23 protein-coding genes are annotated in these 19,702 nt (G+C 45.1%); 8 read left to right on the top strand and 15 right to left on the bottom strand.

What is annotated here, in order from left to right:
- Positions 1-169: 169 nt before the first annotated feature.
- Both A8F97_RS06135 and A8F97_RS06130 read right to left on the bottom strand, forming a co-directional pair.
- On the bottom strand, positions 170-1,846 hold the full coding sequence (locus A8F97_RS06135; RefSeq protein ID WP_033071574.1) for a glycoside hydrolase family 43 protein: 1,677 nt from the start codon (positions 1,844-1,846) through the stop codon (positions 170-172).
- 103 nt (positions 1,847-1,949) lie between these two features.
- Positions 1,950-3,278 carry an MFS transporter gene (locus tag A8F97_RS06130; protein WP_033071575.1) on the bottom strand — a complete coding sequence of 443 codons (1,329 nt, stop codon included), beginning with the start codon at positions 3,276-3,278 and terminating at the stop codon, positions 1,950-1,952.
- A 145-nt stretch (positions 3,279-3,423) separates the two neighbouring features.
- Between A8F97_RS06130 and A8F97_RS06125 the strand changes: the two genes are divergently transcribed.
- A complete protein-coding gene (locus A8F97_RS06125; protein WP_033072045.1) occupies positions 3,424-4,320 on the top strand; it encodes an AraC family transcriptional regulator in 897 nt (298 codons plus the stop codon).
- Positions 4,321-4,341: 21 nt separating this feature from the next.
- Here A8F97_RS06125 and A8F97_RS06120 read toward each other — a convergent pair whose 3' ends face one another.
- A complete protein-coding gene (locus A8F97_RS06120; RefSeq protein WP_015730581.1) occupies positions 4,342-5,349 on the bottom strand; it encodes a Gfo/Idh/MocA family protein in 1,008 nt (335 codons plus the stop codon).
- A 146-nt stretch (positions 5,350-5,495) separates the two neighbouring features.
- Between A8F97_RS06120 and A8F97_RS24415 the strand changes: the two genes are divergently transcribed.
- The 4 genes from A8F97_RS24415 (at position 5,496) to A8F97_RS06105 (ending at position 9,928) form a co-directional block, all read left to right on the top strand.
- The gene (locus A8F97_RS24415; protein ID WP_015730582.1) at positions 5,496-5,672 is read left to right on the top strand and encodes a hypothetical protein; all 177 of its coding nucleotides are present in this window, start codon (positions 5,496-5,498) and stop codon (positions 5,670-5,672) included.
- 521 nt (positions 5,673-6,193) lie between these two features.
- Complete coding sequence (locus tag A8F97_RS06115) at positions 6,194-7,252, top strand: porin (RefSeq protein WP_015730583.1); 1,059 nt, start codon at positions 6,194-6,196, stop codon at positions 7,250-7,252.
- Positions 7,253-7,383: 131 nt separating this feature from the next.
- The gene (locus A8F97_RS06110) at positions 7,384-8,136 is read left to right on the top strand and encodes an oligogalacturonate-specific porin KdgM family protein (RefSeq protein WP_033071576.1); all 753 of its coding nucleotides are present in this window, start codon (positions 7,384-7,386) and stop codon (positions 8,134-8,136) included.
- Between the two features lie 85 nt (positions 8,137-8,221).
- Complete coding sequence (locus A8F97_RS06105) at positions 8,222-9,928, top strand: pectate lyase (protein ID WP_014700145.1); 1,707 nt, start codon at positions 8,222-8,224, stop codon at positions 9,926-9,928.
- Between the two features lie 167 nt (positions 9,929-10,095).
- Here A8F97_RS06105 and A8F97_RS06100 read toward each other — a convergent pair whose 3' ends face one another.
- The 5 genes from A8F97_RS06100 to A8F97_RS06080 all read right to left on the bottom strand — a co-directional run bounded on the left by A8F97_RS06100 (position 10,096) and on the right by A8F97_RS06080 (position 13,803).
- On the bottom strand, positions 10,096-11,217 hold the full coding sequence (locus A8F97_RS06100) for an ABC transporter substrate-binding protein (protein ID WP_015730584.1): 1,122 nt from the start codon (positions 11,215-11,217) through the stop codon (positions 10,096-10,098).
- A 639-nt stretch (positions 11,218-11,856) separates the two neighbouring features.
- Positions 11,857-12,183, bottom strand: coding sequence for a hypothetical protein (locus A8F97_RS06095; RefSeq protein WP_033071577.1), 327 nt, complete (start codon positions 12,181-12,183; stop codon positions 11,857-11,859).
- A gap of 47 nt (positions 12,184-12,230) precedes the next feature.
- Positions 12,231-12,800 carry a hypothetical protein gene (locus A8F97_RS06090; RefSeq protein WP_227001590.1) on the bottom strand — a complete coding sequence of 190 codons (570 nt, stop codon included), beginning with the start codon at positions 12,798-12,800 and terminating at the stop codon, positions 12,231-12,233.
- A 71-nt stretch (positions 12,801-12,871) separates the two neighbouring features.
- Positions 12,872-13,255, bottom strand: coding sequence for a DUF6896 domain-containing protein (locus A8F97_RS06085; protein WP_015730586.1), 384 nt, complete (start codon positions 13,253-13,255; stop codon positions 12,872-12,874).
- A 152-nt stretch (positions 13,256-13,407) separates the two neighbouring features.
- Entirely contained in the window at positions 13,408-13,803 is a 396-nt protein-coding gene (locus tag A8F97_RS06080) for a DUF6911 family protein (protein WP_033071579.1), read from the bottom strand.
- Between the two features lie 713 nt (positions 13,804-14,516).
- Between A8F97_RS06080 and A8F97_RS06075 the strand changes: the two genes are divergently transcribed.
- On the top strand, positions 14,517-14,753 hold the full coding sequence (locus A8F97_RS06075) for a SymE family type I addiction module toxin (RefSeq protein ID WP_014700152.1): 237 nt from the start codon (positions 14,517-14,519) through the stop codon (positions 14,751-14,753).
- A 115-nt stretch (positions 14,754-14,868) separates the two neighbouring features.
- On the opposite strand, the gene tnpA is transcribed toward A8F97_RS06075, so the two are convergent.
- The 3 genes from tnpA to A8F97_RS06055 all read right to left on the bottom strand — a co-directional run bounded on the left by tnpA (position 14,869) and on the right by A8F97_RS06055 (position 16,322).
- Positions 14,869-15,327, bottom strand: coding sequence for an IS200/IS605 family transposase (gene tnpA / locus A8F97_RS06070; RefSeq protein ID WP_033071580.1), 459 nt, complete (start codon positions 15,325-15,327; stop codon positions 14,869-14,871).
- Between the two features lie 179 nt (positions 15,328-15,506).
- Positions 15,507-15,737 (bottom strand): hypothetical protein, encoded by a 231-nt coding sequence (locus A8F97_RS06065; RefSeq protein ID WP_014700153.1) that lies wholly within the window; start codon positions 15,735-15,737, stop codon positions 15,507-15,509.
- A gap of 285 nt (positions 15,738-16,022) precedes the next feature.
- On the bottom strand, positions 16,023-16,322 hold the full coding sequence (locus A8F97_RS06055) for a hypothetical protein (RefSeq protein WP_127087975.1): 300 nt from the start codon (positions 16,320-16,322) through the stop codon (positions 16,023-16,025).
- 366 nt (positions 16,323-16,688) lie between these two features.
- Between A8F97_RS06055 and A8F97_RS23015 the strand changes: the two genes are divergently transcribed.
- On the top strand, positions 16,689-16,826 hold the full coding sequence (locus tag A8F97_RS23015) for a SymE family type I addiction module toxin (RefSeq protein ID WP_081483343.1): 138 nt from the start codon (positions 16,689-16,691) through the stop codon (positions 16,824-16,826).
- Positions 16,827-16,951: 125 nt separating this feature from the next.
- On the opposite strand, the gene A8F97_RS06050 is transcribed toward A8F97_RS23015, so the two are convergent.
- From A8F97_RS06050 to A8F97_RS06030, 4 genes are all read right to left on the bottom strand, one after another.
- Positions 16,952-17,383 carry a hypothetical protein gene (locus tag A8F97_RS06050; protein WP_014700155.1) on the bottom strand — a complete coding sequence of 144 codons (432 nt, stop codon included), beginning with the start codon at positions 17,381-17,383 and terminating at the stop codon, positions 16,952-16,954.
- A 1-nt stretch (position 17,384) separates the two neighbouring features.
- On the bottom strand, positions 17,385-17,687 hold the full coding sequence (locus A8F97_RS06045) for a hypothetical protein (protein ID WP_033071582.1): 303 nt from the start codon (positions 17,685-17,687) through the stop codon (positions 17,385-17,387).
- Positions 17,688-18,382, bottom strand: a protein-coding gene (locus tag A8F97_RS23010; RefSeq protein ID WP_099092833.1) for an IS1 family transposase whose coding sequence is annotated in 2 segments (ribosomal slippage) — positions 17,688-18,136 and positions 18,136-18,382 — 696 coding nt in all. Because the reading frame shifts where the segments join, the coding sequence is not laid out codon by codon here.
- A gap of 35 nt (positions 18,383-18,417) precedes the next feature.
- The gene (locus A8F97_RS06030; protein WP_014700158.1) at positions 18,418-18,678 is read right to left on the bottom strand and encodes a hypothetical protein; all 261 of its coding nucleotides are present in this window, start codon (positions 18,676-18,678) and stop codon (positions 18,418-18,420) included.
- 333 nt (positions 18,679-19,011) lie between these two features.
- On the opposite strand from A8F97_RS06030, the gene A8F97_RS06025 reads away from it, so the two are divergent.
- Positions 19,012-19,692, top strand: a complete 681-nt coding sequence (locus A8F97_RS06025) for a GntR family transcriptional regulator (protein WP_014700159.1) — start codon at positions 19,012-19,014, stop codon at positions 19,690-19,692.
- Positions 19,693-19,702 lie beyond the last annotated feature (10 nt).

The following is a 19,702-nucleotide window of genomic DNA, read 5'->3' as shown; positions in this document are numbered from 1 at the left end:
CTAAAGCGAAAACTATGCCAGTTTTTACTCTATTGATTTATATGTAATTAAATGAGTTCATTTCATTAGCATGCACAGAAAAGGAACAATCGTGCGCCATCACAGAGCACGGTTGTTATGGCTTAACTCGCGGAAAATACGCGACTGCCGCGTTTATCTCTGACGTGATTTATTCAACATCTCGGATTTCATCCGCCTGATAATCGAAGAAATCAAACGCAGCAGTATGCTGATGCAACACGCTGTCTACACAGGCGATCCCAACAAACGTCCCCGTAAACTCGCCATGTTGGCTGTATTCATCCGAAAACTTGATCGTTTCGTAAACATTCCCGACCGATTGATAATGTACATCGTCATACGACCAGCCGAAGGAAATCGACCGCCCTTCAATCGTCAGCCGTAAATACACCGCGTCGGCATTAAGCCGAGCGCTGGCATGCCAGTCTTCCCGCTTCGCGCCATTTTCCATGTGAATAACGGAAAGTGCCGCACACCGATGTTCTTCGTCATAGTGCTTTTGTAAATAGAGGTAGTTCATATTGTCGTAGTACAACACCAGTCCTGCACTATGCTGGAACACCTCTGGGGTAAAGCACATTTTAGTTTTCACTGTCGTATAAACAGAGGTTAACTTTCTGGCCAGTAAGCTGACTTTATTCGTGGAACTGAGCGATTCCTGCCCGCGTAAACAAACATAGCTGGCCCGGTTTGTCAGGTCGGTAAATGAATTAGGATGAATTCGCGGAGCGTAGTAATGCAGTGCGAGCGTATCATCATTAAAGTCGTCGCGCGCAGGCGTTACGACTGACGGCGATTCAGGTAAGGCGCTCGGTTCGACCACGGCTTTCGCCATGTTGTCATCCCCTTCCAACCGCATCCACCCCTCTGTCGTCCAGCGCATTTTCTGTATTGCCGATTCGCGCCCTAAGGGGCAGCATAACTCTGGACGAAAAGGCCGCGCGCAGAGATGGACCAAATACACCTCTCCTTCTGGCGTTTCGACATAGCTACCATGACCCGCCTTTTGTATTTTCACCTCTGGGTTAAAACACTCCGGCCGCAGATAGTCTTTCACGCCTAAAATCGAAAAATCGGGCTTCTCATATTCCGCGTTATTTTTTTCAAATAGCGCCGGATTCACCGACGTGAGAATTGGGTTACCCGCATCGCTTTCATAAGGCCCCCAGACCTGTTCCGCTCGCGCCATCGTCACACAATGCCCGTAGCCCGTGCCGCCCTCCGCACACATCAGATAATAATAATGGCCTCGTTTTGTCAGATGCGGTCCTTCTGCACCAATCCCCGTCATACCCGACCAGATCCTTTTCGGATAACCGATGATGGCTTGCGTTTCTGGCGAATATTCCACCAGAGAAATCGCGCCATTGTAGCCATCACGCGTTTCCCAATCGACAGCGACAATCCATTTCCGCCCGTCATCGTCATGCAAAATGGAGGCATCATAACCACCAGAATGCAAATAGACAGGCTCGCTCCAGGGACCCGTAATGTCCGGTGCCGTAATCAGATAATTGTCTACATCGAAATATCGACCATGCATCGAGTTCATAACGCCGTAAATGACGTAAAAAAGCTGTTCTTCTTCACACCAGGTGAGGCATGGTGCCCAAATTCCCTTTGCTGAAGGCAGTCGAGTTAAATCAACTTTCTTTTCATCATTTAAAATATGGGTATGCAACGTCCAGTTTTTTAAGTCGGTAGAATGGTAAATCGGTATTCCGGGAAACCATTCAAAAGAAGAAACAGCAACGTAATAATCATTATTACAGCGACAAATAGACGGATCGGGATTGAATCCTTTAAAAATGGGATTTTTGATCATAAAGCACTCCGTTATAATCTATTCTTAAATCACATAGTATCAGGTAGCATTATCTGCATAGCTAATATTGCTTGTGGATTTGCATTTTCGGTAAGATTTACTTTCAGGGCTTCGTTATTGCCTCAAGTCTGGCGTCATTCAAGGTATAATGATTCATAATAATCACCAGACTAAAAACCAGTATCGCCGGATAAACAGAGAACAGAAGCGCAATGGTATTAACAGCGTTTCCCGACTGAACGTCAGCCCCACCGATATAACCACTCCATGACAATAGCCAGCCAATAAATGCGCCGCCCAGTGCGATACCTAACTTAATAGCAAATAGGTTGGTGGAAAATACAATGCCACTTAATTTCCTGCCACTCTCTTTTTCCAATACGTCAACCACGTCCGATATCATTCCCCATTGCAATGGCGTCGCCGCCCCTTGAATGATATTCACCAGTATCACAGTGAAAAATATCAGCCACAGCATATCGGGAGTGATGATATAGATGGCAATCAGTAAAATAGCTTCCAGGAACATCGCATATTTAAATCCTCTCACCTTATCAATATTTTTAAAAACGTGTGGTGATATGAATGCACCGATGGTTCCAGAAATGATCGCCGTGGTTAATAAATACGTACTGATATCCGGGCGATTTAATACATAGTTACAATAATAGATCGCACTACCGCCCTTGAATAACACCGCAATCAGGTTGACGACGTTTAACGTGAACATGCTACGCCAGTCACGATTCCCACACAGCGTTTTAAAATCACGCCAGACAGACCCAGAATTTTGTTCTATCGGGGAAATATATCGCTCATGAATGTTGGAGAAACAGAGATAAAAGAAAACAACGCTCAATGCACCGAATACCATCATGGTGTAGAAATAGCCTTCCTGGATATTGCCTTTGCCAATGTATTTTACCAGCGGCAACGCGGAGATAGAGACGATTAACCCGCCGATGGCGCTGAGCGAAAACCGCCATGACTGGAGAGAAACCCGCTGGCGGGAGTCGTTGCTGATGTTGTTAATCATCGCACAGTACGGCACATTAATCGCGCTGTAGACGATGGACAGCAGCAGGTAAGACGTATAAGCGTAAATAAGTTTCCCGGTGTAGCTAAAATCAGGCGTATAAAACGTCAGCGTGCAAACCACGCCAAACGGAATGGCGAACCAGAGAATATAAGGCCTGAACTGCCCAAACCGCGTTCTCGTTCTATCCGCCATGGCACCAATACCAACGTCAATGACCGCATCAATCGCCCGAACCACGAGAAACATGGTCCCCATATGGGCAGGCGATAAACCAAAAACATCCGTATAAAAGTAAGCCATAAACAGCATCACAGTCTGCCAGACTAAATTACAGGCCGTGTCCCCTAATCCATACCCTATTTTTTCTTTAATACTTATTGCAGAATCAGACATAACTCCCCCACATCAATTTGACAGAGCTCAACCTTTTTGGGGATTCAGAGTAGGCTTACTCTCTCATCCTCAAAATCAGGTTATTGATTTTCATCCGGGATGATATGTATAAAAAAAAGATAAAAATATAATGAAAGTGAACCTTATGAGTGACGAACATCCCATTTACGAAATCATTCCTGTTTTAACGGGGGAACTTTATACGCTGGTAGAGGATGACGTTCTGCAATTTAACGGCTGCGATGTTATCCCACACTATCACTTCATGAATGAAATTATGTGGTTCAGAAGATCGGATGGGCTATTTTCCATTAACGACAACCAGTATAAAATTAAAGATAACACGCTCATCTTTGTGCCAGCCCTCGTCATTCATGATATGTTTTTATCGCCTCAACCCAATCATTTGCGTTATTTGTTCCAATTTGAAAACGATTTCATCAATGAAACCAACGCCTCAATTCCCTCACTAAAAAAATCAAAACCCCTTGTCTTCCATGTTGACGAAAGAAATGCAGCACGTATTGATACACTACTATCCTGGTGCAATGAATTGTTTACCCATAACAGGTCATCACTATTGATAACGAAATTATTAGCGTCATTTATTGAACTGGTGTTTTCTTTTGAAAGTCAGGAAGAAAATGAAAGTAACCACGATGTTACGTCTAGTGCATCAAGCCTGATAAAATATCTGTACAGCTTGGAAAACAACACAGTGTCTGAGATCACAACGGCGGAGGCTTCCGCTGCCTGCAACTGGTCTAAATCCTATTTTTCTCGGCTATTTAAAAGTTACTTTGGCATGACGTTTAAACAATATATGTTATTAAAAAAAATAAAGCATGCTATCCGGTTGCTTTCCTCGACAGAGTTAAAAATTGTCGATATTGCTGAAAATGCGGGTTTTACGGACAGCGCGTATTTTTGTATGAAATTTAAAATTGTCATGGGCTGTAGCCCAGCCACCTTCAGACACAGGATCTGGGCATCACAAAATTTAGCGGCCCCGGTTCAGATAATCCCCAGTCTGCCGGATTGACGGATAGTGGTCGTGCAATCGTCAGGCAATCTTCTTCGCAGCCTGCTGCGCCAGAATCGACAGCTCTGTTGCCTTGAAGATATGCGACTGCGACATCGCGTTTTCGGTGCGTTCACGGCAGTCCCGCAAAAAATCCGGGAAAAAGGGGCGTTCGACGCTGCCTGCGGGGGTAAATCGCTGTTCCCCCTCACCATTCACCAGATAAACGACGTTGTTTTCGCCGCGCGTGAGATCGACATATTTCCTGATTTCGATATAGCCTTCCGTGCCCAGTATCGTCAAGCGACCATCGCCCCAGACACTCAAGCCATCCGGCGTAAACCAGTCACAGCGGAAATAGCCCGTTGCCCCATTCTCGCCAAGCAGCATCGCATCGCCAAAATCTTCAAATTCGGGATGATGCGGATGGTGATAATTCGCCGTCTGGCTGGTCACCACACGCGCATCGGTGTTGCCGGTAAAATAGAGAAACTGTTCGATTTGATGGATACCGATATCACAGAGGATCCCGCCATACTGGCGCTTTTGATAAAACCAGTCAGGCCGCGCGCCGCGTTCACGATGTGGACCGACGCCAATTGTCTGAATCACTCGCCCAATCTCACCCCGTTGTACCAGTTCACCGGCAAATAACGCACTATCCACATTGATGCGTTCATTAAAGTACACGGCAAACTTACGACCCGTTTCCGCCACCCGACGTTGGACGGCATCCAACTGTACCAACGAGGTCAGCGGCGGCTTGGCCGTGAAAAAATCCTTGCCCGCATCCAGCGTGCGCAATGCCAGTTCTGCCCTGTCACTGGGAATTACCGCGCAGGCGATGAGATCGATCGACGCATCACTAATCAACTGTTCCGCCGAGGACGCAAAAGGAACGAAGGGGAAAAGCGAGATGAATTTTTCCCGGTTATTGGGATCGGGATCGAACACGCCAACCAGTTCCGCACCGGCATCAACCAGTTGACGACACATGTCGTAAATGTGGTTGTGTGCTAACCCAATCGCTGCAAATCGAATATTTTTCATCCTCACCTCGCCACTCTCGCTATGTCGAATCACTACAATAGAGTGGAAACCGAGCCGGCTAAAGACAAAAGCCACGCAACGCGTTAGAATTTTTCCTGTTTTGTAACATACACACATTTTTTGCAACGCAACCACGAAAAATAACCATGAAAAGAAAACGCATACTGATCCCTCTCCTCATTCTGATCCTGTTTGTGCTCTATCTGAATCGCGATGCGCTGAATCCTTTTACTCCAGACTGTAAAAACCTACCAGCGAATCAGCCAAAACCTGAAGAGTGTAAAAAACCGGTGAAAGAAGTCGCTCCAGGTTTCGAGATCTGATCTATTGCCAAGCAGTAAGGTGTGGAAATATTGCTCGGTTCCAACACGTGAGTGACCGTGTGGAAAACGCTTCCTGCCGATTTGGCAAAAATGACGTATGACGGTGATGGCGAAGAGATGAATCGCGGAAATAATGTAGATGATTGGTTAACTATCGTTCAATTACATATCATTATCGTCATTAACACTCAAGAGATATCCTCCTCAATCTGACAACAGCGCTCGCTATTACACTTATTCCATTCCCGTACAATAACCAGACCAAAAACATTACAAAAAATTTCAAAGAGTAACTAAATGTGTGATCCGTGCAAATGAAACAGTGTTTCTTTTTCACCATAATACCACACAACCTAATTATCAAGACTGATGATTAATTAGATTGACGAGTAAAAGGTAAAAATTATCGATATTCACTCATTGCAATAGATGAGATATCCATAATTCAAATCATATATAAGGAGTAATCAATGAACTGATAAAACCTGATTCCCCAGGGAACCCTCTGTCTGACATTATTAATGGCGTCATCATCATTCCTGGTGATTCTATTTTTACGTCCAAAAAATGACATCAACTGTCTGGTTTTAAAGATAGAGACTACACTCGCCAATAATATTATTTACCATACTCTAAATAATTCGAGTTTCAGGCAGGCGGCAAGTGATTCGGGTGACAAATCTGCCGGAAGCAGATTTGAACGCAGCCAACGCACATGCAACTTGAAGCATGACGAGTATATTAAAAAAGAGAAAGATAGAATGAAAATATACACACGTAACCTACTCATCGTTTGTGCCGGATTCGCGCCTTTTCTTACCCAGGCAGAAACCGACGGCAAAACCACCTTCCAATATGAACATAACTGGAAGACGGAAGCCCGCCGCCACGCAGACTCTATCAAGCTGATTCATAAGAAAACTAGCGGTTGGTCATACGAAGTCAAATTCAGTACATCAGCAGGCGGGACCAGCAACTACGACGTTGCCTATGACGATATGCAGGGCGGCTCTGGCGGCATGGTGATCGGCAAGGATTTCAAACTCAGCAAGGCCGCTACCTTAACGCCTAGCTTTGAATTTTCCATCGGCAATTCAACCATGATGTATCAGTCGGGGCTGAAATATGGCTATCGGATTAATAGTGATTGGTCCACCTATGGCCGCTACCGCTATGAATATAAAAAGCCTTCTCGTAGCTCGCGTTATTCGACCATTTCCGCATCTGACAAATATGGTCACGCAGGGGAATCTTATTTGTCAAAATCCGATACCGGACGCCACCGTTTAGATGCAGGAGTAACCTATTCCGGTTTGGATAAAATTAATCTGACTTACGTGTTTAACTACTATATCGGTGATAACACCACAAAATCGTATAAATACAGCAAGGGTGAATTTACGGAAAGAGAATATGCGATTTACGATAATGGGAAAACGGATTATGAACATCAGTTCAAAGTTCAATATAAGTTCAACAAACAGCTAACTCCTTACATTGAGTATGATGATATTAACCAATCCAGCACATCATCAAGCCGTCAGGGGAAAATCAAAGTTGGTTTCAACTACGTTTTCTAAAAAATACCGAATTTTATAAAGAAAACATACCGTATTTCGTGCTGCGTTGATGAAGAAACGAATTCATGAATGAGTTTTGTCTATCAGCGCACAGTTTTCATAATTAACGAACAATATTAATGGTGCTCATAATGAAAAAACGCTACCTTGTGGCTGGTATTCTCTTTGCCCAAATTTATGCTATTTCCGCGTCTGCTTCTGATACCAAACTCAGCTATGAACATAGCTGGGGAACAATGAATCGCTATCACGGTGATGAAATCGGTATGCGGCATTTTATGGATAATGGCCTGTACGTTGGTGTTGAGCTGAATTTTTATAATAAGAATAAAGATCTGGCCATCGATGATGTGGTCTCAAATTCTTATGCCTTTTATACCGGTTATGCCTACAGCTTAACGCCTGAATTAACCCTGACGCCGAATCTGGAAGCGCGCTTCTACTCCGGCGGCACCAGCGGCGAAGGCACTGTGGGTGATATAGGCGCTAGCCAGAGTTCCGGCGCACGCTACACGCCAGGACTGAAGCTGACCTGGGCAGTGACTGATAAGACGGATCTTCATGCGCAATATCGCTATGACCTCAGAAAAATCACCCGCAGCAAGCGCACCAGCACAGATGATGACGCCCACCGCCAACGCTATGAAGCTGGCGTCGCCTACAAAGGCTTCGATAATTTCACGTTGGCGTATACCGCTTACTACTATCACGCGGATTACGTGCTGCAAAACAACAAGAAGCATGATTATCAGCAGGATTTCGATGTGTCTTACACCATCAACGACAACTGGACAGCACACGTTGGCGTTGAAGATGTCGCCAGCGGGCGCGATGTGAAATCGCGTGAAGGGAAAGGAAAAGTCGGCTTCACCTATACGTTCTAACAACGACTTACTGCTACATACTGTTTCTCGGGGATCCTGCTAACCAAGCAGGATCCCTCTATTACAGCTATTACAGGTAAATAAAATGAAAAGATTTGCTCTGTCGCTCCTTGCTGGTCTGGTCGCTTTACAGGCCAGCGCCGCCACACCAGACCGTCTCACCACCGTCAATCAGTATGTTGACAACGTGCTAGCGAAAGCGGGTGACCATTATCACGGTCAATCGCCCACGCCACTGCTTGCTGACGGTGTCGATCCTCGCACTGGCAAACAGATGGAGTGGATCTTCCCTGATGGTCGTCAGGCCGTGCTGTCCAACTTCTCCGCTCAGCAGAACCTAATGCGCGTGCTGGTCGGGCTCAGTAATCTGAGCGGTAATCCCAGCTATAAGCAGCGTGCTGAAGCGATAGTGAAATATCACTTCCAACATTATCAGGATGAGAGCGGCCTGCTGATTTGGGGCGGCCACCGTTTCGTTGATTTAAAAACGCTGCAACCGGAAGGCCCCAGTGAAAAAGAGATGGTGCATGAGTTGAAAAATGCCTATCCCTACTACGATTTGATGTTCAGCGTCGATAAAGAGGCGACCGCGCGCTTTATTCGCGGCTTCTGGAATGCGCACGTTTATGACTGGAAGATCATGGAAACCAGCCGTCACGGTAAATACGGGCAAAAAATAGGCGCACTCTGGCAAAGCCCGTTTGAGCAACAGCCGCCCTTCTTCGCGACCAAGGGTCTTAGCTTCCTGAATGCCGGTAACGATCTGATCTATTCCGCTTCCTTACTGTATAAATACAATAAAGAAGATGGCGCACTGATCTGGGCAAAACGTCTGGCGCAGCAGTATGTGCTACCACGGGATAAAGCAACCGGACTTGGCGTATATCAGTTTACGCAGGCGCTGAAGCGCGATGAAACCACCGATGATGCCGATACGCATTCCAAATACGGCGATCGCGCCCAGCGTCAATTTGGCCCAGAGTTCGGCCCAACGGCGCTGGAAGGCAATATGATGCTGAAAGGACGCACCAGCACAATCTATTCCGAAAATGCGCTCATGCAACTCCAACTGGGTAAAGATTTAGGCGCGGAAGGCAAAGAATTACTGACGTGGACAACCGATGGCCTCAAGGCCTTTGCTAAATATGCCTACAACGAGTCCGATAACACCTTCCGTCCGATGCTCGCTAACGGCAAAGATCTCTCCAACTACGTCCTGCCGCGTGACGGTTACTACGGTAAAAAAGGCACCGTACTCAAACCTTATCCTGCGGATAACTCATTCTTGCTCTCGTATGCTCGCGCCTACACCGTTTCACCGGATACCGAGTTGTGGCGTGTTGCACGCGGCATCGCTCGCGCCCAAGGGTTGGGTGAATTAGGTTCAGCACCGGGCAAGGACGTCAAAGTAGATCTCGCAACAAAGAACAGTGATCCTTATGCCCTGTTTGCGCTACTGGATCTGTATCAGGCTAGCAAAGTGAAGGACTATTTGTCGCTGGCGGAAAAAGTGGGCGATAACATTATCAGTACGCGTTATAAAAACGGCTTCTTCATGGCCGAGCCCAACAGGCAATATGCTGATGTCGACACCATCGAGCCTTACGCGCTGTTAGCGTTGGAAGCCGCGATACGTAATCAACCGCAGTCCGTTGCTCCGTTCCTGAATGGTGCAGGCTTCACCGAAGGCGGTTACCGCATGGAAGATGGTTCAACCCGCGTGTCTACGCGCGATAACGAACTCTTCCTGCTAAATGTTGGTGAGACATTAAAGCCAAACAACAAGAAATAAGCGTTAATCCTCAATAGGCCAATGGTAGCTTATTGCCATTGGTCGTCTCCTGTAGCCCTTCCATGATTCATTAATAATGCTGCTCACTTAACGTGAGCAGCATTAATTAGCGCAATCATTCCAGCGATCGGTTAATTAAAAACACGATCGGTTAAGCAAGGTAACGATCAATTAACCAAAGGCACTGTCGGACGTGGGCCAAGCCAGCCTGGAGTAGGTTCCCCTTTTACCTCACCGATATACAGACTCAACTGTGCGCGAAAGCGCTCGACCGCACCGCGATCGTACATGAAATCAGCAAAGGCCTGCGGACGGGTGTTGCGGTATTCCCAGATAGGCTTATAGCCTGCTGGCGGTGCAACGTCAGTACGCACCGACCACATCCGCGAAACCTGAGTCTGCGTTTGCGGATCGAGTAACCAGCTTAGATACAGCTTGGCGCTCTCAGGGTGTTTAGCCTGCTTAAGAATAGCAGCACGCTGCGCCCAGGACACAAAAGGATCGGACTTCGGCAAAACAAAACGGGTCACAGAATCCGCTGCCGGAACGAGCGCACCAGAACTGGTAAACGTCGCGCTATATTTTCCCGTAGCAATCTCAGCGCCGGGCACGTTGGTGCCACGCACGTAGACGGGATCCTGTTCCTGCAATTTTTTAACAAAGTCCCAGCCGTATTTATCCACGACCAGCTTGTACCAGAACAGCACCGCATCATCGTCATTAGGATAGGCCAGAATCAAATTGCCTCTTAGACTAGGACGAAGATAGTCATTGGCTTCGCGCGGCCAGGACTTTTCATCCAGAAGTTGCGTGTTGACCAGATTGCTGAACGCGATGACATAGGCACCGATCCAAGCACCATCTGCATCACGAAATTCTGGGTAGATTTTGTCCCAGCCCCGTGGTTTGTAGTTCAGTAACACGCCTTCCTTTTTCCAGCGCGGAAAATTTTGTACGGTTTGCAATTGCACTACATCAGGAACCAACGCGTCGGTCGCCAATTGGTTATCGATACGGGCATCATGATATTTGCTGTAATCCACAATCACGTTCAACTTGATGCCAGGAAAACGTGTCTCAAACGCACGTTTGAAGCCCGCTTGCTGTGACTGCACATCACCACCGGCATAGACGGTAACCGTACCGCCCTCGCTCAATGCACTCTTATAAATTTGATCCAGCGAACGCGTCTCCAGCTCGACAGCAGCCTGACTTTGCCCGACGCTTAGCCCGGCCATCATGGCCAGCATCAGCACTGTTTTCTTCAGGTACTTCCCAGTATATTGCATTGTGATTTCCTTCACTTAATGAATAAAACCCGTACCGAAAAACGACCGCGATGAGTCGTTGAAGCGGCAACGGTGTGACCAGCGAATCGTGGGTACACGATGCGCAGGATTGCGTTCGGCGATAGTCGATCGCCGAAAATAAAATCTAAGGAGGATGACGACAGCACTGTCGTAATTATGAAAATATCGGTCTGACGACGCGGGAAAAAATGAGGAAAAGCGGCAGCACAGTCTAATGACTGGCATCACTATAATGTGAGTCACTCGGGTTTGCCGGTGATTGATAATAGAAAATCGATGAGCCTGCATAGTAATTTTCCCTGCCCCCTGTCTACTATCCATGTTTCTATCAGAGATTTAAGATCGAGTTTACAGGATTAAATAAAAACGCATGCAAATAAAAGATGAATAATATAGTTAAAAAAATTGAATGAAAAAATAAATATATTTTACGTGGTATGAGTTTTGCGAGGAAAAATGTAATCCGTGACGGCAAGATGATGATATCACTTAACTTACACTGTAGTTCATAAGAGCAATAATTCTATTTTATAATTATAGCAAGATGGAAAAATTAGGGATGAAATCATCTTCCTATTTCACCCATAAAATAAAATTCTTAAAATAATTATCATTCGGCTAATAATTTTCAAGATAATCTGGTAGTAGGTCATGCTCTTCTAAAAACCGCCGATGCTGCGCAATAACCGCAAAAGCTTGCTGCAACGGATCCTGTATTTTCTCTGCGCCTGCAACCCACTGCTGGTTATACAATAAGAATGCCTCTACCCTTTTCAGTTCCCCTAGCGACCATTGATCGATAGGGTCGTAAGCTTGCTCAAGTTCGGCGATATACGCCCGAAGCTCAGATAGATAAAGCTGAAAAAGATTAACATCAGCCACTGTGGCACAGGCCGCGCGATTAAAAAAATCATTAAATGCCTGTTGAACTAATCCCCTATTCATAGCGCTTTCATCCTTAACCAGTCTGGTTTTTCACAATATACTCTATATCAAACGATTACAGGTGTACTATCCGGCACCAAATACACCGCAAATATTCTGCAAGGTCCCGGTTCACAACCGTGAAAAACGTCACTTTCCAGATGTTTTTTCGCCTCATCAAAAGAGGCCAACAAGCAATGTTCATTAACATCTAACGCCTGCGCCATATGGTTACACGATAAATAAGAACACTCTGGTGATTGCTCAAGGTAAAAAGAAACAATATCAAAACCCTGCAATATTTTTAGCTGTGGTATATTCACATCAGTATCAAAAGACGCTTCCGGTTCGAACAAACCCCATTCTAATGTATCTTCATCATACTGATACTCGTATGCCTCGTAATAAAACATCGTTGTACCGTTCATATCAATCCCTTTTTCTGTTGCCAGGGAATAAATCACCTCCGGCGAATCAAACAGCCAGTAACCATTATGACGCCAGAACTGAATATACTCACAAAAGGAATCGGATATACAACAACTTACCGAATAAATGTCTTTGACTTGTTCTGTCTTTAGCCAATCTGGTTTTAGTTCTATTCTTTTAGATAAATATCCGACTGGGATCATATTCATTTACTCTTGGTATTAGTACATTGAATTAAAAAAAACCATATCTACTCTGCTGAGATCATAAAAATTTATTTTTAGTGAGATTGTAACTCATATTTATTTTTTGATTTTTTTTGTAAAACCCCAGACGTAACCATTTCATCTAATAACTTTTTTATTTCATAATCATTACACAATGGAAAATATTGAGGCAAGCGCCACATATCAATTAACTTAGGGTTTTTGATATCACTATTAACATCGACTACCCTTACCGAGTGGGTATCTTCTATTAAAAATTTAATGCCTTTCCCATGCTTAACAAAATTCCATTTATCATCATTAACCAAAACACTTCCTATCTTAGGGAAGTCCAACAACAACTCAAAATCTTTTATGTCTGGATACGCAATAAAGAAAGCCTTCATTAATTTATCTTGAAGAGTAATAAAATATAAAATTTCATTTTCAGTTATCATATCAATACTCTCCCCTCGTCTCCGCAACCTTGCATAAAAATCGGTTACTATGGTTCAACGCAATTCTAAATCAGAACGTCGCGCAATTGAAGTAAAAGAATCCTAACGACAAGAAAAAACACCGATCTGTTTTAAGAACCGAGATTCATACATTAATTCAGAAGATCCGTTGATACATTGCCAGTATCGAAGAATTCTTTAAAGACCCTGACAACAAGATCGAAGTCTTTTATAAGTTGACGTTCAGGCCAAATCTCACCGAGAACAGTAATTTTGTTATCTACCTTTGACATATCCCAGTATGAGCGAACATCAGAGTCATTCTCCGAATATTCCAGCAAAGTGATTAAGTAAAAACCATTTCCTGTTGAGACATCTATATTCACAGGGCCAACACTAGGCTCAGGTAAGACAACAAGCCTCATTGATCCCTGCTTACCCCTTAGCTTAAACAACAATTCATTAACATCAGACCATTCAGGCCTAGCTATTCTAGTAAAAGAATTTTTACCTGATAAATAAAACTCTGCTTCAAGTTCGGTTTTCATCAATTTGGCTTCCTAGTAAAATTTTTTATACCGGTCTCCATGTACAAAAAACAACCAGTTCTTTCTTCACATATCGTTAGTGATTTAAGCCCTGATTTAGCAGACATTTTACTACATCAGTGCTGCAATAAGAACAAGTTCACTCACTACTCACCGATGTATCCGGGCCATTAAGATTGAGCCGCAGTTCTGACCAACAGATAAAAAAATCCCAGTCTGTTTTTGGGGCTGGGATTTTTTAATTCAACATAGCCTTTCTTTCCCTGAACCTTTTACTGTTATAAATATAAAGTCAAGGATTTATCCTTTTTCTGGTCCGCTGATAAATACAACGTCAACTCTGCTGGCATCAGGATTTACACGATCTTTTGTGATCGCTCAGCGATTCAGAAGAATAGACTACCGATATCACGCGCACCATGCAGGACATGCTAGATCCTCCCTTCCACGTCCGTAGTGCCTCAACGCAAAGGCAATTTATTCTTCGGTATAATGGGGCTTTTTCATGGCTGATGTGTCTCTTTGTGAGATGAAAGAAAGACCCGATACTCCAGTTTAGCTTGGCTCTGTTTTCAGGGATACTTACATTAGGAGTTTGTCACTGAGATGCTGGATAACGTGATTGGTAAATCAGAGTAGTTAACAGACGCGGTGCCAAGGTGATTGCAACACCTCAGCCCCGCTAACCATAACCAACTAAGCAGGAGTTGCTCATGACTGAACGCGATTCTAAGTCAGAACCCGCCACACCCCAAGCATTACGACACCTCAAGGTCGGCTATGTCAGTCGCCGTCACGCTGACCGCAATGACATGACCCGCTATTACCGCCGCAGCCCCAGCCTGCACCTTACAGGCAACTGGCTGGAAGCGGCGGGATTTGCGGCCGATACCCCGGTCGTCATCACTGTTGAACAGGGCCAACTGGTGATACGGCCTGCGGCTGAGTGACGGATAAAAAAAATATCCTCCGGCATAGCCGGAGGTTTTTCATATGCGCCTATAAGGCTCTCTTACCTGCCGCGCCCTAACAGGCGCATCGCGACCTGACATTTGCATCTATGGATTACTTACGGCCCGTAAACGGGCTACCGGGATACGGGATCGAGAGTTGCTCTCCCATTTTATCTTCTTCCAACTGGTGCTTTATGTATTCTTGTATCCTGACCGTGTTTTTCCCTACCGTATCAACGTAATACCCTCGGCACCAAAATTCCCTGTTACGGTATTTGAACTTCAAATCGCCAAACTGCTCATAAAGCATCAGGCTGCTCTTTCCCTTTAGGCACCCCATAAATCCCGAGACACTCATCTTCGGCGGGATTTCCAGAAGCATATGGATGTGATCCACACAGCATTCCGCTTCCAGAATATTCACGTTTTTCCATTCGCACAGCTTTCTTAAAATACTGCCTATCGCTTTGCGTTTTTCCCCGTAGAACACCTGCCTTCGATACTTCGGCGCAAAAACTATGTGATATTTACAGTTCCATCGGGTGTGCGCTAAGCTCTTTTCGTCCCTCATTGGGACCCCCTTTTGATTTCTTGTTGAACGTTTGCAGTTGCCAGACCGCAAACTGTTTTAACAAATCAAAAGGGGTTTTTATAACTGGCTCAAAGCTGAAAGCTTTACTGAACCCCCAGCCTAGCTGGGGGTTTTCTGGGCACAAAAAAACCCGGCCTTTTTAGCGGCCGGGATTAACTTTATTTCGACAAATGCTCCAGATTAAGAAGGTGAACCTTCGCTTTTTCTATCACATCTAAAAAATCATCATACTTAAACTCAAGAACACTATTTTCATCAGGATAAATAATAATATTCACTGATTTTTTATCCTCAGATAACGATATTTCACCCCATTGAACTCGATTAAAAGATAACTCAGCATAGAGATCTTCACGTTCAAAAGAGCTACCTACACTATATTCCAACATATCATTCTCTCTTATTTGTTAGGTGGCTCACGGAATCCAATCAATCTAGTTCCATCTGCATTAAATCTCAAAGCACGCCCATCAGGAGCTGTTGCTTCAACCACAGTAATTTTTTCTGCTTATTTTCAAAAACAACTCTGGACTCAATCTTAGTATTTGTATTATTCAGGATTTCGTTAACTATTGTCTGAGCCTCTTGGTTTAAAACTGAGGCTTTTTGGCTGGAGTATGAGTATACAGACCCCTCTCTGCCACCATGCTTCTGTAATGCTCGACCAGCATCCGTCATGCCATTTCGATTAGAAACTGAAGCTGCTTGGTTAAGCTTATCTCTCGATGGAATATTTGAAGATACATCACCATTCCTCCGTGCATTCTCTTCGTCCTCTGGCCCCCAGCCGCCCGGCGTACCTGAGCCTGACCCGCAAAATTCCGATTTTTTGCACGCGCGACCAGCTCACCGCTGGGGGAACCTAGCGCCCCCGCATCTTGACCCGGCAACTGCTCAACCACTACCGCATGCGCCATCGCGTTTGCCGCGATATCCGACGTCGTGGCTTTGCTTTCATCCTTCGGTATCGTCACGTCTTTCACCAACTGTGCCAGATACGAGGATGCTCCGCTGGCAATCGCTACCCGTGCCGTATTTCTGCATTTCAGCCTTGTAGGTCGGCGATTCCGCCAGCGCCTTTTTATAATCCTCCCACTACGCGACCGAGTAACCGTCTTTCGGGCATTCGACTTTGGAATCTCCTTTCGCTTCCGCCGCTTTCTGCGCCTTCAGCTCGCCTTCGGTACGCACGATATCCATCACCTGCGCGCCGATTTCACCAATCAGTTGCGCCTGTTTCAGACGTTTCTGCTCTTTCTCTTTGTTAAAGATCGGGCTGAGCGCATTGTTCGCATGCTCAACATCATTATGTCAGCCGCCGTCACGCCGACCGCAATGACATAACGCGCTATTACAGTCGCAGCCCCAGCCTGCACCTCAAAGGCAACTGGCTGGAGGCGGCAGGATTTGCGACGGATACACCTGTGGTCATCACCGTTGAACAGGGCCAACTGGTGATACGTATTGTGGCTGAGTGACAAACAAAAAATCCCGGCCTGTTTCAAGGGCCGGGAGCTTTTTAACTCAGGTTATTTTTCTTTTCTTCATAACCCTGAAAATATTTTTCAATAGGATACGCAGTCCCTAAATCAGCATTAGATAATCATACTTTTCGTTTTTCAATTCGAGGCTGGCTATACCACTCTGATTTTTCATATGAATCAAGCCAGTTCATTTGTCCTGCCAACATCGAAGGGAAATGATGTTTAAGTGCATTTAGAAAATAATTAAGACTTTTTACATTTCTTATATACACTGTGGATTTTTCTTTAGGGATGATAATATCATCAATACACCTATCCTCATTTGTCATATATGTGACAATGAAATTTCCGACATCATAAATTAGCACTTCAGTATTTGACTTAACCACACAGAAACGAAGTTCTACAGTCTCCCTCCACATAGTAAATTCCAATTGATAGCCATTCCCAATTAAGAATATAGTATCATCACCCACTGATTTGACTTTAAAATCAAAATGACAGATGACAGCTTTAAAAATATCATTAAATGATGAAATATATTCACTCATATCACTTTCCTTTTATCATTTTCATTGATTTATTGTCAAAATTATAACCGTTCTCTAATAGAGAGTTATATTCCCGACCAAATCCAGTCATTTCCTTCCGCCCTGTTTCATGATTAATTCTGTATAAATTAACATCACTTGGCTTTGTGGCAAGTACAATTGGGTCGTTTCTTGAGATTGCACTATCAAGCCACGGTTTATTATATTCATTCCAGAACTGAGTCGGGTTCTTATACAATTCATCAGGTGTATTCAATAAATTAAATCCGCCTTTTTTAGCGCCAAAATCTGGTAATGTCTCCAATTAGTAGAACATGTGTTTTTCAATGAACGCTCCGATGGCTTTTTCATGCAATTCAATCGAGCGTGAGAAACAGATGGTTTTCCGGGCCAGACGTTTAATGCGAGTCCTCAGTGTCAGGTTGTTACGCTCTATACGCTGGGTAAAAATTTTTCCTGTCAGATGCTTATCCTTCGGCACTTCTCTGGCATAGCTGCCCCACTCATCACTGGTTACCATTCCGATGTTAAACGGCGCAAGGACTGCCAATAACTCACGGCAGGTTTCATCAGTTCGGGGGCCAAATGTATAAGCCAATACACCGCCGGTCTTGGTGTTGTACGCATACCAGAGCCAGTGCTGGCAGGCTTTACTGCCAACAAAACTCCATTGCTCATCGAGTTCGCAGATAAGTGCCACGTCAGCATGAGCGACCGGTGAGGACGTTATTCGCTTTGGCGCGAGTTTTTTAATGTTCGAATGACGGTGTTAATGCCGACTTTAAGCGTCCTTGCGGTATCGCGAACCCCCGCGCCGTTGAAAGCCATTTCGGTGATCTGCTCTTTGACACCGGGCTTGCGTGCTTCGTAGGTGTAAGTGAGCAGAAAAACGCGGTGGCAGTCACGGCAGCGGAATCTGTCACGACCTTTAGGATTTTGACCATGACGATAAACCTGAGCAGACTGACAACGGGGATAATGAACATTAACGCTGGCCATGCGAAAACCTTAAAAGCGAGCATTATATATCACAATCAACTAATTGGACGCATCACCCGATAATGAATGTCTTTAATGGAAAAGCATTGCCCGGCATCGCTTACGCCGCCTGGGTTTACCGTCGCTTGTGGCTGATTTAACTGCAATAAGGAATCACGCTGCTGTCGGGATTGGTCGATCACCTCGGCCTGTCGCTGTTGAATGTCATTTCTGTCCACCGGATTAAGCGGAGCGGAAAATACTGCATAAGAAAAAAATACAGGCGTGATAAATACCAGCCCGAAAAAACCACGCATGATTTCATCCCTGAGATAATCATTTTTTTTGAATAGTAGAACCGTTAATTACCAAGCTCAATATGTCAGCTAATATATAATTTTATGACAATCGGTTTGCGTTAAGACGCGATAAAATATCCCCCTAAGCCATAAATTTAGAGTGGTTACACCTCGTCATACAATACTGTGTATTTCATGACCCTTTTTTGATAATTCTCTGCCAGGGACACAGCGCCCCATAGCCTCGTTGATGCATCATATTGTATATTGTCGCATCGCCGCTCAACGTCTGTTACGGTTTCAGACGTTCGTGTTTCATCAAATTTGCACGGTATTTTCTCTGGGGGAACAGTGAATTATCCAATCGGACAGATCAATCACAGCTATCTGGGTTCCAGCGTTTATACCATGCTGCGCGAGGCGTTGATTACCGGTCAGTTCAAGCCGGACGATCGCCTGAGAATACGGGAACTTGCCGCACAGGTTGGCACCAGCGTAACTCCAGTAAGAGATGCAATCCTGCAATTGGCAAAAGAGCAGGCGCTGGTGCTCAAGACGCCGCGTGATATCCGCGTTCCTCAACTGACTGAGGATCAGTTTAAAGAGATCCGCACACTGCGATTGGCGTTAGAGGGCACGGGTGCCGAGCTAGCTGCTGCGTACATTACGCCGAAAATGCTCAAGCAGATTGACGAGAATATCCACCAGAATCGTCTGGCGATTGATGAGAAAAACCTACGTGAAGCATTACGGTTGAATAGCGAATTTCATCTGTTTCTAGCACAGGCAGCACGAATGCCGTTGTTGACGCAGTTTATTGGCAGTTTATGGATGCGTACCGGGCCGTTGATCGCCCAGGCCTATGCGCATTTTTCCGTACAGATGGCTATCGAACATCACGAGGACGTTCTTACTGCGCTACAGCAGCGCGATGCCAGCGCCGCCCGACAGGCCATCCAATCCGATATTCTGGACGGCAGCGAAACGATGCTGGCCTTTATTGCTGTAGATCAACACATTATCGCTCAATAGCGTTAAACGG

Source organism: Pectobacterium parmentieri, from assembly GCF_001742145.1.
Taxonomy (GTDB): domain Bacteria; phylum Pseudomonadota; class Gammaproteobacteria; order Enterobacterales; family Enterobacteriaceae; genus Pectobacterium; species Pectobacterium parmentieri.
Note: the sequence above shows the minus strand (reverse complement) of the source record. Positions and strands in the feature narration are given on the sequence as shown.

Excerpts from the sequence above, each read along its gene's own strand:
- A8F97_RS06135 (WP_033071574.1), bottom strand. The coding sequence starts at position 1,846 with ATGATCAAAAATCCCATTTTTAAAGGATTCAATCCCGATCCGTCTATT.
- A8F97_RS06130 (WP_033071575.1), bottom strand. The coding sequence starts at position 3,278 with ATGTCTGATTCTGCAATAAGTATTAAAGAAAAAATAGGGTATGGATTA.
- A8F97_RS06125 (WP_033072045.1), top strand. The coding sequence starts at position 3,424 with ATGAGTGACGAACATCCCATTTACGAAATCATTCCTGTTTTAACGGGG.
- A8F97_RS06120 (WP_015730581.1), bottom strand. The coding sequence starts at position 5,349 with ATGAAAAATATTCGATTTGCAGCGATTGGGTTAGCACACAACCACATT.
- A8F97_RS24415 (WP_015730582.1), top strand. The coding sequence starts at position 5,496 with ATGAAAAGAAAACGCATACTGATCCCTCTCCTCATTCTGATCCTGTTT.
- A8F97_RS06115 (WP_015730583.1), top strand. The coding sequence starts at position 6,194 with ATGGCGTCATCATCATTCCTGGTGATTCTATTTTTACGTCCAAAAAAT.
- A8F97_RS06110 (WP_033071576.1), top strand. The coding sequence starts at position 7,384 with ATGAAAAAACGCTACCTTGTGGCTGGTATTCTCTTTGCCCAAATTTAT.
- A8F97_RS06105 (WP_014700145.1), top strand. The coding sequence starts at position 8,222 with ATGAAAAGATTTGCTCTGTCGCTCCTTGCTGGTCTGGTCGCTTTACAG.
- A8F97_RS06100 (WP_015730584.1), bottom strand. The coding sequence starts at position 11,217 with ATGCAATATACTGGGAAGTACCTGAAGAAAACAGTGCTGATGCTGGCC.
- A8F97_RS06095 (WP_033071577.1), bottom strand. The coding sequence starts at position 12,183 with ATGAATAGGGGATTAGTTCAACAGGCATTTAATGATTTTTTTAATCGC.
- A8F97_RS06090 (WP_227001590.1), bottom strand. The coding sequence starts at position 12,800 with ATGAATATGATCCCAGTCGGATATTTATCTAAAAGAATAGAACTAAAA.
- A8F97_RS06085 (WP_015730586.1), bottom strand. The coding sequence starts at position 13,255 with ATGATAACTGAAAATGAAATTTTATATTTTATTACTCTTCAAGATAAA.
- A8F97_RS06080 (WP_033071579.1), bottom strand. The coding sequence starts at position 13,803 with ATGAAAACCGAACTTGAAGCAGAGTTTTATTTATCAGGTAAAAATTCT.
- A8F97_RS06075 (WP_014700152.1), top strand. The coding sequence starts at position 14,517 with ATGACTGAACGCGATTCTAAGTCAGAACCCGCCACACCCCAAGCATTA.
- tnpA (WP_033071580.1), bottom strand. The coding sequence starts at position 15,327 with ATGAGGGACGAAAAGAGCTTAGCGCACACCCGATGGAACTGTAAATAT.
- A8F97_RS06065 (WP_014700153.1), bottom strand. The coding sequence starts at position 15,737 with ATGTTGGAATATAGTGTAGGTAGCTCTTTTGAACGTGAAGATCTCTAT.
- A8F97_RS06050 (WP_014700155.1), bottom strand. The coding sequence starts at position 17,383 with ATGAGTGAATATATTTCATCATTTAATGATATTTTTAAAGCTGTCATC.
- A8F97_RS06030 (WP_014700158.1), bottom strand. The coding sequence starts at position 18,678 with ATGCGTGGTTTTTTCGGGCTGGTATTTATCACGCCTGTATTTTTTTCT.